This window comes from Streptomyces luteogriseus (assembly GCF_014205055.1).
In the GTDB taxonomy this organism is placed as follows: domain Bacteria; phylum Actinomycetota; class Actinomycetes; order Streptomycetales; family Streptomycetaceae; genus Streptomyces; species Streptomyces luteogriseus.
The window spans coordinates 912266-925489 of the sequence record NZ_JACHMS010000001.1 but is presented as its reverse complement, the minus strand read 5'-3'; the positions used below and the strand labels follow the sequence as shown (position 1 = coordinate 925489).

At 74.1% G+C, this 13224-nt stretch carries 9 protein-coding genes; 6 read left to right on the top strand and 3 right to left on the bottom strand.

Annotated elements, in window-relative coordinates; all coding sequences use genetic code 11:
* Positions 1 to 88 precede the first annotated feature (88 nt).
* A complete protein-coding gene (locus BJ965_RS04225; protein ID WP_184907413.1) occupies positions 89 to 1816 on the top strand; it encodes a LuxR family transcriptional regulator AbsR2 in 1728 nt (575 codons plus the stop codon).
* A gap of 610 nt (positions 1817 to 2426) precedes the next feature.
* Here the strand turns inward: BJ965_RS04225 and BJ965_RS04220 are convergent.
* Complete coding sequence (locus BJ965_RS04220) at positions 2427 to 4994, bottom strand: CHAT domain-containing protein (protein ID WP_221513451.1); 2568 nt, start codon at positions 4992 to 4994, stop codon at positions 2427 to 2429.
* Positions 4995 to 5166: 172 nt separating this feature from the next.
* On the opposite strand from BJ965_RS04220, the gene BJ965_RS04215 reads away from it, so the two are divergent.
* From BJ965_RS04215 to BJ965_RS04205, 3 genes are all read left to right on the top strand, one after another.
* Complete coding sequence (locus tag BJ965_RS04215) at positions 5167 to 6597, top strand: S8/S53 family peptidase (protein WP_184907411.1); 1431 nt, start codon at positions 5167 to 5169, stop codon at positions 6595 to 6597.
* Positions 6598 to 6659: 62 nt separating this feature from the next.
* Positions 6660 to 7235: an RNA polymerase sigma factor gene (locus BJ965_RS04210; RefSeq protein WP_142156926.1), complete on the top strand. Its 576-nt coding sequence runs from the start codon at positions 6660 to 6662 to the stop codon at positions 7233 to 7235.
* A 5-nt stretch (positions 7236 to 7240) separates the two neighbouring features.
* A complete protein-coding gene (locus BJ965_RS04205; RefSeq protein ID WP_184907410.1) occupies positions 7241 to 7744 on the top strand; it encodes a hypothetical protein in 504 nt (167 codons plus the stop codon).
* Positions 7745 to 7895: 151 nt separating this feature from the next.
* On the opposite strand, the gene BJ965_RS04200 is transcribed toward BJ965_RS04205, so the two are convergent.
* Positions 7896 to 8684 (bottom strand): N-formylglutamate amidohydrolase, encoded by a 789-nt coding sequence (locus BJ965_RS04200; protein WP_184907409.1) that lies wholly within the window; start codon positions 8682 to 8684, stop codon positions 7896 to 7898.
* 81 nt (positions 8685 to 8765) lie between these two features.
* Here BJ965_RS04200 and BJ965_RS04195 point away from each other — a divergent pair, with 81 nt between their 5' ends.
* Positions 8766 to 9107 (top strand): DUF5713 family protein, encoded by a 342-nt coding sequence (locus tag BJ965_RS04195; protein ID WP_184916753.1) that lies wholly within the window; start codon positions 8766 to 8768, stop codon positions 9105 to 9107.
* 88 nt (positions 9108 to 9195) lie between these two features.
* On the opposite strand, the gene BJ965_RS04190 is transcribed toward BJ965_RS04195, so the two are convergent.
* On the bottom strand, positions 9196 to 11415 hold the full coding sequence (locus tag BJ965_RS04190; RefSeq protein ID WP_184907408.1) for an NADP-dependent isocitrate dehydrogenase: 2220 nt from the start codon (positions 11413 to 11415) through the stop codon (positions 9196 to 9198).
* Between the two features lie 187 nt (positions 11416 to 11602).
* On the opposite strand from BJ965_RS04190, the gene BJ965_RS04185 reads away from it, so the two are divergent.
* A complete protein-coding gene (locus BJ965_RS04185; RefSeq protein ID WP_184907407.1) occupies positions 11603 to 13147 on the top strand; it encodes a M1 family metallopeptidase in 1545 nt (514 codons plus the stop codon).
* Positions 13148 to 13224: the final 77 nt, after the last annotated feature.

Here is a 13224-nt window from a genome sequence, read left to right as displayed (position 1 = left end):
TGCCCTGCGGCCCGCCCCGGGCGCCTGAGTCGGGGGCTACTCAAGTCACCCTGTATCAAAGGTGAGTAGCCGCGCTCTTGTCTGTGTGATGACTTACGAGAGGGACGCGACGACGCTGGAGCCGCGCTGGCCGTTCGCCGGGCGGGAGGACGAACTGGAGCTGGTGAGGCGGTCGTTGACCGGCGCGCGGCGCGGCATCGTGGTGACGGGTCCGGCGGGCTGCGGCAAGACCCGCCTCGTCTCCGAGGCGATCCGAGGCACCGACTGCGCCCGGGCGGCCGGAACGCCCGGGAGCCGGACCATCCCCTTTGCGGCGTTCGCCCATCTGCTGCCGGAGTCGGTCACGTTGCCCGGCGCGGTCCGGTCGCTGTCCGGTGTCCGCACGCTGCTGGTGGACGACGCACACCTGCTCGACGATGCCTCCGCCGCCCTCGTCCACCAGCTCGCCGTGCACGGGCGCACCCGGCTGCTGGTCGTCGCCACGGACGGCGCCCCGGTGCCCGGCGCGGTCTCCCGGCTGTGGACCGGCGAACTCCTGCCGCGCCTCGCGCTGGAGCCGCTGCCCGAGGAGGAGACCGGCCGGCTGCTCACGGCCGGGGCCGGCCCGCTCGACGCGCTCACCGCGAACCGGCTGCGCCGATTGAGCCGGGGCGACCTGCGGCTGCTGCGGGACCTGCTGGGGGCGGTGCGCGGGCTGCTGACCCCCGTCCCGGGCACCGATGAGCGGGCCTGGCGCGGCCCGGTCCCGCTGACCACGGCCGTCCGTGAACGCACCGCCCCGGTCCTCGGCCGGACCTGCCCGCTCGAACGCGCGACCCTGGACCGCCTCGCCTTCGCCGAGCCCCTGTCCCCGGACCTGGACGGCCTGGACCTCGGCGCCCTCGAAGCGCTGGAGTCCGACGGCCTGATCGAGGTCGACGACCACGGTGCCGTCCGTCTCGCCCACCCCCTGTACGGGCCGGTGCTCCGGGCCGCGGCGGGCCGGCTGCGGGCCCGCCGGCTGGCCCCGACGGCTGACGTGTACGCCACCGCCCTCGACGCCGAGTCGGCCGCCCTGGCCGGCCGGATCGACCGGGCCGACGTACGGGCGGCGGCCACGCCGTTGGGGGAGTGGCTGGTCGCCGAGGGCGGAGTGCTGCCGTGCGGGTACGCGGCGGTGCGCGCCCGGTTCGCGCGGTTGCGCGGGGAGGTGCGGGAGGCGGCCGCCTGGGCGCGGGAAGGCCTGCGGGGCGAGCCCGGGGACGTGTCCTGCCGGGTCGAACTCGACCGTGCCTCGGCGGCGCTGGACAGCCGGGGCGATCTGGATCCGGACCTGGAGGCCCTCACCGACCCCTACGACGCCGTGCGCCTCGGAGCCCCGGAGAAGGTCATCGACCGACTCGGCGGCGTCTTCGCCCGGCACGCCGACGCACTCACCCGTGCCGACGGCCCGGATCTGGACGAGGTGGCCGGGGAACTGGAGCGGCGGGGCTTCCTGCTGTTCGCCGCCGAGGCGTACGCCCAGGCCGTAGGCGTCCACCGGGACCCGCGCGCCGCCCGGCACTCCCGCACCCGGGCCGTCGCCCTGGCCCGGCGCTGCCAGGGCGCCCGCACCCCCGCACTGTCCGGGCTGGTCCTCGGCGAACTCACCGCCCGGCAGCGGCAGATCGTCACCCTGGCGGCGGCAGGCCTCACCAACCGGCAGATCGCCGAGCGCCTCACGCTGTCCGTCCGCACCGTCGGCAACCACCTGTACAGCGCCTACGCCCGGCTCGGCGCGAGCGACCGCGGCGCCCTGCCGTGGCTGGACCGGACACCGGAGGCCCAGCCGGCCTGAGCCGGCCCAGGACCGGCGGCCCGACCCGAACAGGGGACGGGTCAGGCCGCCACGAAGACGGGACCGGGGCGGGCCCTCTCGAACAGTGGGGCCGGGCAGCGCAGCCCGCGCCGAACGGCGGGGCCGGGTCGAGCCCACGGAGCGACCGGGGCCGGCCGCCCTGGGCAGCGGGACCGGGGCGGCCATCCCGAACCGCGAGGCCAGGCTCCCAGGCAGCGGGAGCGGGTCGGGCTGCTCCCGCCCCACGGGCAGTGGGGCGGGGTCAGGCTCCCCCCCCGGGGAGTGGGGCCGGGCAGCGCAGCCCGCGCCGAACGGCGGGGCCGGGTCGAGCCCACGGAGGGACCGGGGCCGGCCGCCCTGGGCAGCGGGACCGGGGCGGCCATCCCGAACCGTGAGGCCAGGCTCCCAGGCAGCGGGAGCGGGTCGGGCTGCTCCTGCCGGGGAGTGGGAGCGGGTCAGACTGCCCCCCATCGAGCAGTGGGAGCGGGTCAGGCTGCCCCTCCACGGGCAGCGGGAGCGGGTCAGACCGCCCCCGCCGAGCAGTGGGGCCGGGCCGGGTCACCCCCACGGGTCGGGCCGGGGCGGGCCGGCCGATCTACTGGATCCCCGGTCAGGCCGCCCCGAACGCCGAGAACGCCCACCCCGTCGCCTGGTGCAGCGCGTCGCCCGGCAGGGCGGCCCGGGCGTCACGTAGCGCCTCCGCCAGGGACAGGCCGGCGTCGAGGCCTTTGTGCAACGCGAGCATCAGCGGTACCACCGCGGCGTCGTTGACGGGTGCGCTGCACGCCACCACCCCGGCCGTGCCGAGCGGCAGCAACGCCGTGACCAGGCCGAGCAGTTCGTCGGCGCCGACGGAGGCGAGCCGGGCGGTGTCGCAGCAGGACAGGATGATCCGGTACGGGCTGCGGGCCAGCCGCTCGAAGTCGTGCACGACGATCGGCCCGTCGGCCATCCGCAGCGACGAGAACAGCGGGCTGTCCGCGCGGAACGTGCCGTGCGCGGCGATGTGCGCCAGCGCAGCCCCGTCCAGCTCCTCCAGCACCCGCGGCACCCGCGCCCCGTCCTCCTCCAGGACCGTCGCACAGCCGTACCGGGCGGCCAGCTCGGGTACCTCGGCACCGCCGGTCGCCAGGCCCGGGCCGCGCACCAGGACAGGGCGGCCCTCCGGCGGCGGCGCGGTCTCCCGGGCCCGCAGCCAGCTGCCCGCCGACGGCGACACGCTGAGCACCCGTTCCCGCAGCGACGGCAGCAGCGCCCACGGCACCCGGTGCAGCCGCCCCGGCGGCACGATCACCACCGGCCCCCCGCCCAGCTGCGCCGCCGCCGGTCCGAGGAGCAGTTCCTCCAGCCGCCGCCCCGCCGCCTCCACCACCGGAAGCCGGGCCTCCGCCCCGGGGTGGGCCAGCCGCCGCAGCCCCGCCTGCACATGCTCGGCCTCGGTCTCGGCCTCGGCGAGCAGCCCGGCCTCGAACCGGCGCACCCGCCCCCGCCCGCACAGCAGGACCTGCACCCGCCCGTCGAGGACGGCCAGCTCCACCAACAGGACCTCGTCGCCCAGCCGCTCCAGCAGCCTGCCCACGTCGAACCGGTCCCCGCTCCCGGGCGCCTCGCCCCTCATGTGCAGCGTGCGGGAACGGATCTCCCGCTCAAGGCGCCGCTGTTCGCGCTCCAGCGCCGGGACCGGCCGCCCCTCCATCCGGGCGGCCTCCGCACGCGAGGCGATCTCACGGAAGGCCGTCATACCGCTCAGCAGCTCCGGGTCGGCGGGCGGCCGGGTCGGCGGCGTGGACAGCACCGTCGCACGCCAGCGCTCGCTCCACACCAGCAGCCGCCGCGGCCCGCCGGAGACCAGACTGGCCCGCTGGGCCAAGGCCGCGAGCTCCGCGCCCTGTTCGGTGGCGCGGGCCCGGAGCTCCGAGGCGCCCAGCGTCATGCGGTGGTCGTCCAGGACGTCCAGGCCCCGTCGGCAGGCCTCCAGCACGCCCCGGGCCGACCCGGCGGCCTGCGCCCGCAGCGCCTGCGCCGCCCAGCCCGTCATCCGGGCCAGGGGCGGACCACTGCGCCGACTGCGCGCGGCCACGGCCAAGTGCCGCTCCGCGTCCGCCGTCCAGCCCAGGTCCAGCGCGATCCGGCCCGCGAGCAGCGACGCCTCCGGCGCGGCCGGGGAGCCGAAGGACGCCAGCTTCGCGGCCACCGCGGCGGCGTCGGCGACCAGCCGCCCCGAGCCGCGTCCGGCCGCGTGCCGGGCCTCGATCAGTACCAGCCGGGCGTGCGTCTCCCACCAGGTGCGCCGCTGCCCGGCGAACAGCCGTACCGCGAGGGCCGCACGGGCGATCGCCGTGTGCGGATCGCCCGCCGGCCGGGCGGCCCGCGCGGCCGCCAGCAGCAGCTCCGCCTTGCGGGTGGACTGCCCGCCGAGCCCGTCCAGCTTCCCGATCGCCGCGTCCGCCTCGGCCAGCGCCTCCGGCGCGAGACCGGCCGCCATCAGCACCTCGCAGCGCCGGATGTTCAGCATGAACGTCGGCGTGCCGAGCCGGGCGTACCGCTCCTCCGCCTCGTCCAGCAGCCGCAGCGCCGCCGGTACGTCCCCCGACCGGAACGCGGCCAGGCCCCGGCTCTCCACCGCGTCGGCCTTGTCGTGCTCCTGGCCGGTGGTGTCCCACAGCGCCTCGGCCGCGGTGAAGTCCGCCTCCGCCCGCTCCACCGATCCCAGCGCCAGATGCACCGTGGCCCGCAGGGTCAGCGCCCGCGCCATCCAGATCACGTCGTCCGCCTGCCGCAGCACGGGCACCGCCCGGCGCACGTCCTCCAGCGCCTCGCGATGGTGACCGAGCACCCACCACACGTACGCCCGCCGGTACAGCACCCGCGCCCTGGTGTGCCCCGCGCCCCGCGCGACACCCCGCTCGAAGGCCGCAAGGCCCTCCCGGGTGCGGCCGGCGTGCACCAGCGCCACGCCCAGCGTGGCCAGTACGTCCGCCTCCCGGTCGGCCGAGTCGGCGCGCGCCGCGCACTCCCGAGCCCGCCGCAGGTGGTGCAGCGCGAGCCGCAGATCGCCGAAGTCCCGCTGCCAGATACCGATCACCTGGTGGGCGACCGAGGCGTCCAGCGGGGAGGGGACGGCGTCGAGCAGCGCCCGGGCCCTCGCGAGAGCCTCACCCGGGTCGGCGAACACCATCGGCAGCAGTTTCGTCACCGAGTCGCTGCTTCCCGCTGTCACTCCTCGGATGGTAGTGGTCCCGGAGCGCACCACACAGGTGTCGAGCTGTATCAGGAGACGGCGAGGCGGCTCATGCTGACGACCGCTCAGCGGCACCGGCCGACGCCGTCGCACCAACGGGAGGACCCGCATGGCACCTCAGCGATTCCACGAGCAGTTCGACCAGATCCAGCGCTCGATGCCGGACGTCCCCCTGGCGATGGGCCCGGACGACTCGGCGGAGTTCATGTACGAGAAGGGCGTGGTCCTCGTCCGCGACGGCGAGGAGGCCCGGATCGTCGAGGACACGGTACGGGCGCACTTCACGGCCGCACCCGACCTCGACCAGGAGCAGATCCGCCGGTCGGGCCCGCAGGCCAACCGCAGCGGCATCACCCGCATCCGTGTCGGCGACCCCGGTGAGGGCGCCCGGGGCGCCGACCGGGCCGTCGCCCACGCCCTGCGCTCCGTACGGGAACAGGAGTCCCGGGCCGGGCGCCGGATGGTCGCCCGCAACCACGTGGTGCACATCGCGGTCAACGCCTGCCCCGGCGACGAACCCGTCCCCGCCCCGCTCAGCGAACCCCCCAACCCGGCCGCCGCCGGCACGCCCCACGATCCGGACACCGCCGTCGGCGTGCTCGTCGTCGACACCGGCCTCATGCACGACTACCGCTCCTGCGGCCTGCTGGCCCACGCCGGCGGCGACGCCCAGCTGAAGGAGTGCGACGACCAGGGCGTCCTCCGGCAGTACGTCGGCCACGGCACGTTCATCGCCGGGCTCGTCGCCGCCGTCGCACCCAACACCGACATCACCGTGCGCGGCACCCTCAACGACGCCGGCGCCATCCTGGAGTCCGAGTTCGGCGACAAGCTCTTCGAGGCCGTCGACGCCGGCGGCTGGCCCGACGTCCTCAGCCTCTCCGCCGGCACCTCCAACGGCCGTACCGACGGTCTGCTCGGCGTCGAGAACTTCATGCGGGAACTGCGCGAGCAGCGCACCCTGCTGGTCGCCGCCGCCGGCAACAACGCCAGCGCCGCGCCCTTCTGGCCCGCCGCCTACGCCGATCTGCCCGGCTGGGAGGATTCGGTGCTGTCGGTCGGCGCCCTGCGCAGCGACGGCGAGTTCGGCGCCTGCTTCACCAACCACGGCCCGTGGGTGAAGGTCTACGCCCCCGGAGAGCGCCTCACCAGCGCCCTCACCGGCTTCGACTCGCCCGTCCCGTACGTGTACCAGCACTCCACCTACGATGCCTGCCGCTACGGCTTCTCCTACGGCTGCACCTGCCAGCACCCCCGCCACAGTGGTGTGTTGAGCGACGAGGGCGACGCCGCCAAGCCGGACCAGGTGATGTTCGAGGGGTACGCGCAGTGGAGCGGCACCTCTTTCGCCACTCCCGTCACCGCCGGCCTGGTCGCCGCCCACATGACGGCGCACAAGGAGACCGACCCGCGCACGGCCCGGCAGCAACTCCTGGACGGCAACGCGGAGTTCGCGGAGGTGCGCGGCGCGCACGTCCCGGCACTGCGTCCGCCCACCTGGCGCCCGGTCCCGGTCGTGCGCCTCGGCCCCGGGCTGTGAGGACCGGAGCCGCCCCCTCCACGGCGTACGATGACGTGCCGTATTCGAGGGGTGGGGCTGCCGTGGACCGTACTGATGCCGGCGCGCTAGTCCAGGCGGCCGCCGACGGCGACGCGGCGGCCTGGAAGGCGCTCGTGGAGGGGCTGAGCCCCCTGGTGTGGTCCGTCGTCCGGGCCCACCGGCTCTCCGACGCCGACGCCCACGAGGTGTACCAGACGGCCTGGTTCCGCTTCGCCCAGCATCTCGGGCGGATCCGTGAACCCGGCAAGGCGGGCGCGTGGCTGGCGAGCACCGCACGTCACGAGTGTCTCAAGGTGATCAGGAACTCCCAGCGGCTGACCCTGACGGACGATCCACGGCTGCTGGACCGGGTCAGCGAGGACGGCACCCCGGAGCAGTCGCTGCTCGACTCCGAGGAGGCCGCCGCGCAGAGCGAACGCGTACGGCGGCTGTGGCAGGAGTTCGAGGAACTGGGCGAGCGGTGCAGGCAGTTGCTGCGCGTACTGATGGCCACGCCGCCGCCCAGCTACCAGGACGTGTCCGCCGCGCTGGGGATCGCGGTGGGCAGCATCGGGCCGCTGCGCCAGCGCTGTCTGCGCCGCCTGCGGGCCCGGCTCGAGGCGCGGGGGGCGATGTGAGCGGCATGAACGACGACCTGGACGGCGGCCTGGACGACGGCGGCCTGCCGGGCGAAGAGGACTGGGGCGACGAGGAGTTCGACGCCGGGTTCCTGGAGGAGGAGCTGCGGCAGGCCGCCGCCGTCCTCGACCCGGTGCCGGCGGAGCTCCAGCAGATCGCGGTGGACGCCTACGCGCTGCACGACCTGGACGCGCGCGTGGCCGAGCTGACCTTCGACTCGCTGGTCGACGCCCTCCCGGTCCGGGGCGTCGGCGACGCGCCCCGGATGCTGACCTTCCGGGCGGGCGAGGTGACCGTCGACGTCGAGGTGAGCGCGCGAGGGCTGATGGGGCAGGTGCTGCCGCCGCAGCCGGCCCGGATCGAGGTCCTGGGCGGACCGCGTCCCGGCTCCGCGCTCACGGCGGACGACCTGGGCCGTTTCACCGGCGACGTGCGCCTGTCCGGCCCGTTCGCCCTGCGGTTGCGGACGGGCGGGGACGTGGTGGTCACGGAGTGGCTGCGGGCCTAGCCACCGGGCCGGGGCCTGGCCACCGGACAGGGGCCTGGCCACCGGACAGGGGCCTAGCCACCGGACAGGGGCCTAGCCACCGGACAGGGGCCTGGCCACCGGACAGGGGCCCAGTCGCCGGGCCGGCGCCCCGGATCACCGTCCGGGCGGTTCAGCGGGACACGGCGTCGACCAGCCGGGCCAGTGCCCCGCCGAGCCGCTCCAGCCCGGGCCCGGCGGGGCCGCCCGGCTCGGTCATGTAGGTGTCCCGGCGGATCTCCACCATGAGCGCGCTCACCTCGGGCCGCTTCCCGTAGAACTCCAGGGGGACGTAGGTCCCGCTGAACGGGGTGTCGAGCTCCGTCTCCCCGAACGCCTCCCGGGCGGCGGCCGCAAGCTCGGGAGGCGTGTGGAAGGAGTCGGTGCCGAGACAGACCGCCGGGCGGGGCCCCTCCCCGTGCAGCTCGTAGGGCAGCCTGCGGCTCGGGTAGGAGTGCACGTCGATGATCACGGCCCGCCCGGTGACTGCCAGCCGGTCCGCCACGGCCTCGGTCATCGCCCGCGCGTAGGGCAGGAAGTACCGCTCGACGAGCGGCCCGGCATCGACACCCCCGGACCGCAGCGCGGCGCCGTGCGTGGTCCGCGTGTACACCGCCCCCATCCCGACGGCGAGCATCTCCTCCCGCTCGTCCGGGAACCGCTCCGGATCGACGACCAGCCGCGACAGCCGATTGACGAACCGCCACGGTGTGACGGCCGCCCGCCCGGCCGCCACGTCGGCGATCCGGTCCGTGTGCGCGTCGGTGATGTGGTCCAGCTCCCGCGCCAGTTCCTCGTCGCCGAGCGCGATTCCCGCACGCACCGTCCGCGGTATCTCGCGTGCGGCGTGCGGCACATGGAGGATCACCGGAGACTGCCCGGCCCCGGGCAGCAGCTCGAAGGGCGGCGGGGCGTCGGTCACGAGGCGGCTCCGGGGGCGTTGTCAGTGGTGTCCGGCAGGATCAAGGTGCCACATCGCCGGACCATCGAGGCCGAGGACGTCATGCCGATCAGCAACGAGCAGGTGAGCACCCATCCGTTCCTCCGGGCGCTGTACGAGGACGACTACTACCCGGACCACGTGGTGGACCGCGGCCGCGCGATCCTGCTCGCCCTGTGCGAGCGCATCGAGCGGGAGCGGCCCGCCGGCCTCGACGCGCTGTACGTCCTGACCCACGCGGCCACCGAGGAGTTCAACGACCTGGAGGCCGCGTTCGAGGCGGCGGACAGCGAGATCGAGACGGTGGCCCGGGAGGAGATAGCCGAGGACTTCGCTTTCCTCGCGCGTGCGTACGACTTCCCGGACGCGGACGTGGAGGAGCTGATCGCCACGCGGGAGTGGTGAGGGCCGGGGGAGGGGCGCACACGGCTCCGCCCCGGCCGGGCGCTGTGCCGGCCGGGGCGGAGTCAGCGGGCCGAAGGGGCCCGGGGCGTCAGCTCAGGGACGCCAGGGCCTCGTTCCACGTGGTGGACGGGCGCATGGCCGCCGCGGCCTTCGCCGGGTCGGGCTGGTAGTAGCCGCCGATGTCGACCGGCTTGCCCTGCACGGCGCTCAGCTCGTCGACGATCTTCTGCTCGTTCGCGGCGAGCGTCTCGGCGAGCGGGGCGAAGGCCTTCGCCAGGTCCGCGTCATCGCTCTGCCCGGCCAGCTCCTGCGCCCAGTACAGGGACAGGTAGAAGTGGCTGCCGCGGTTGTCGATGCCGCCGACGCGCCGGGTCGGGGACTTGTCCTCGTTGAGGAAGGTCGCCGTGGCGCGGTCGAGGGTGTCGGCCAGGATCTGGGCGCGGGCGTTGCCCGCCACCTTCGCGAGCTGCTCGAAGGACGGCACCAGGGCGAAGAACTCACCCAGGGAGTCCCAGCGCAGGTAGTTCTCCTTGACCAGCTGCTGCACGTGCTTCGGCGCCGAGCCGCCCGCACCCGTCTCGAACAGGCCGCCGCCCGCCATCAGCGGGACGACCGACAGCATCTTGGCGCTGGTGCCCAGCTCCAGGATCGGGAACAGGTCCGTCAGGTAGTCGCGCAGCACGTTGCCCGTGACCGAGATCGTGTTCTCGCCGCGGCGGATGCGCTCCACCGACAGCTTCGTCGCCTCGACCGGGTTGAGGATCCGGATGTCCAGGCCCTCGGTGTCGTGCTCGGCGAGGTAGGTGTTGACCTTCGCGATCAGGTTGGCGTCGTGCGCGCGGGTCTCGTCCAGCCAGAACACCGCCGGATCGCCCGTGGCGCGGGCGCGGGTGACGGCCAGCTTCACCCAGTCCTTGATCGGCGCGTCCTTGGTCTGGCAGGCGCGGAAGATGTCGCCGGCCGAGACGGTCTGCTCGATGAGCGCGGTGCCGTGCTGGTCGACCAGGCGGACGGTGCCCGTGGTGGGGACCTCGAAGGTCTTGTCGTGGCTGCCGTACTCCTCGGCCTTCTGCGCCATGAGGCCGACGTTCGGCACCGTGCCCATGGTCGACGGGTCGAAGGCGCCGTTGGCCCGGCAGTCCTCGATCACGGCCTGGTAGACGCCCGCGTAGGAGGAGTCCGGCAGGACCGCGAGGGTGTCGTGCTCATTGCCGTCCGGGCCCCACATGTGGCCGGAGGTGCGGATCATGGCGGGCATGGAGGCGTCCACGATGACGTCCGAGGGGACGTGCAGGTTCGTGATGCCCTTGTCGGAGTCGACCATGGCCAGCTCCGGGCCCTCGGCGAGCTCGGCGTCGAAGGAGGCCTTGATCTCGGCGCCCTCGGGCAGGGAGTCCAGGCCCTTCCAGATGCCGCCCAGACCGTCGTTCGGCGTGAGGCCGGCTGCGGCGAGCTTGTCGCCGTACTGCGCGAACGTCTTCGGGAAGAAGGCACGCACCACGTGGCCGAAGACGATCGGGTCGGAGACCTTCATCATCGTGGCCTTCAGGTGCACGGAGAACAGCACGCCCTGGGCCTTGGCCTCGGCGACCTGCGCGGTCAGGAACTCGCGCAGCGCGGCGACGCGCATCACGGAGGCGTCGACGACCTCACCGGCGAGCACGGGTACCGACTCGCGCAGCACCGTGGTGGTGCCGTCGTCGCCGACCAGCTCGATGCGCAGCGCGCCGTCCTCGGCGATCACGACGGACTTCTCGGTGGAGCGGAAGTCGTTCTGGCCCATGGTCGCCACGTTGGTCTTGGACTCGGGGGTCCAGGCGCCCATGCGGTGCGGGTGGGACTTGGCGTAGTTCTTGACCGAGGCGGGGGCGCGACGGTCGGAGTTGCCCTCACGCAGGACCGGGTTCACCGCGGAGCCCTTGACCTTGTCGTAGCGGGCGCGGATCTCCCGTTCCTCGTCGGTCTTCGGGTCGTCCGGGTAGTCCGGCAGCGCGTAGCCCTGGCCCTGCAGCTCGGCGACGGCGGCCTTGAGCTGCGGGATGGACGCCGAGATGTTCGGCAGCTTGATGATGTTGGCGGCGGGCGTCTTGGCCAGCTCACCGAGCTCCGCGAGGGCGTCCGGGATGCGCTGGTCCTCGGTCAGGTACTCCGGGAACAGGGCGATGATGCGTCCGGCCAGCGAGATGTCGCGGGTCTCCACGGCGACACCCGCCTGCGACGCGTACGCCCGCACCACCGGCAGGAAGGAATACGTCGCCAGGGCGGGGGCCTCGTCAGTGTGCGTATAGATGATGGTCGAGTCAGTCACCGGGTGCTCCGCTCCACGTCTGCAACATTGCTCGACATCAAGATATCTCGTGATCGACCTCGTCTCGACAGGGGTCCGCGACCAGTTTCGTGCAACCGATCGCCCCGCTCCCGTGTCTGGGAGAGAGATCACTCACTCCAAGCCACGGCCGGACCTGACCACCCGGCCGCCCGAGCGAAAGCGGACCATGAGATATCGCACCAGAGTGACGGCCCCGGCGGTTGCCCTTCTCGGCACGGCGGCGGCACTGACCACGGGGATCCCGGCCCAGGCGGCCGGCAGGACCGGCGCCGTCCCGGGCCCCGAGACCCTCGGTGACCCCGTCTACCCCGCCCTCGGCAATGACGGATACCGCGTGTCGGCGTACCACCTCGACGTCGCGTACGACGCCACGACCAGGCTCGTCGAGGCCACCGTGACCCTGACCATCCGCACCACCCAGGCCCTGAGCCGCCTCTCCCTGGACGCGCGCGGCCTGGACATACGCTCCGTCCGGATCAACGGCCGCACGGCCGCCTTCGAGCAGGTGGCCGAGAAACTGCGGATCACCCCCGCCCGCCCGCTCGCGGCGAAGACGCGGGCCACGGTGTGCGTGGCCTACGGCGCCGACCCGCGCCGGACCCCGCCGCCCGCCGGCGGCTGGGTGGCCACGCCGGACGGATTCGCGGTGTGCTGCCAGCCGGACCTGGCGCACACCGTCTTCCCCTGCAACGATCACCCCTCCGACAAGGCCGACTTCACCTTCCGCCTGACCGTGCCCGCCGGGCTGCGGGGCGTCGCCAGCGGCACACTGGTGCGCACCGAGCAGCTGTCCGGCGACCGGACCGCGTACACGTACCGCTCCCGCTCGCCGATCGCCACCGAGGTGGTGCAGATCACCGTCGGCGACTACGTGATCAAGGACCGGCAGGGCCCGCACGGGCTGCCGCTGCGGGACGTCGTCCCCGTCGCCCGGGCCGCCGCGCTGGAGCCGGCCCTGGCACTCACCCCGGCGCTGGTGTCGTGGGTCGAGCAGCGGCTCGGGGCGTACCCCTTCGAGACGTACGGCCTGCTGCCCTGCAACAACGACGCCCCGGACGCCTTCGACTTCACCGGTCTGGAGACCCAGACCCTCACGCTGTACAAGCCGAACTACCTCCTCCAGGAGGAGAGCAAGATCGGCTCGCACATGATGCACGAGCTGGTCCACTCCTACTTCGGCAACAGCGTCAGCCCCGCCACCTGGGCCGATCTGTGGCTGAACGAGGGCCACGCCGACTTCTACGGGCTGCTGTACCGCTACGAGCGCGGCTGGGCGGACTCGCTGGGCCTGACCACGCTGGAAGCCCGCATGAAGCACACCTACGCCCAGGGCGACCAGTGGCGCCGCGACTCCGGGCCGGTCGCGGCCCCGAACGCGGCAAACCTGTTCGACAGCCAGCGCTACCTGGGCGGCGTGCTCGTGCTGTACGCGCTGCGGCAGCAGGTCGGCGAGGAGGCCTTCACGGCCCTGGAGCGCGCGTTCCTGGAGCGGTACCGCGACTCCACCGCCTCCACGCAGGACTACATCGCCGTCGCCTCGGAGGTCTCCGGCCAGGACCTCGACGGCTTCCTGCGGGACTGGCTGTACGGCACGAAGACGCCGCGCATGCCGGGGCACCCCGACTGGACCGTGACGCCGGTGAAGGCGTCCCTCTCGGCGCCGCGCGACCGGAGGGACAGCCACCACCACGAGAACTCCGCGACGCTGTAACAGCCGGGGCGTCCCTGCCGGGCCCGCGTGCCTCGGCCGAGACGCCCCTCAGCCGCGCCCGCGCCCGTCAGCCGCGC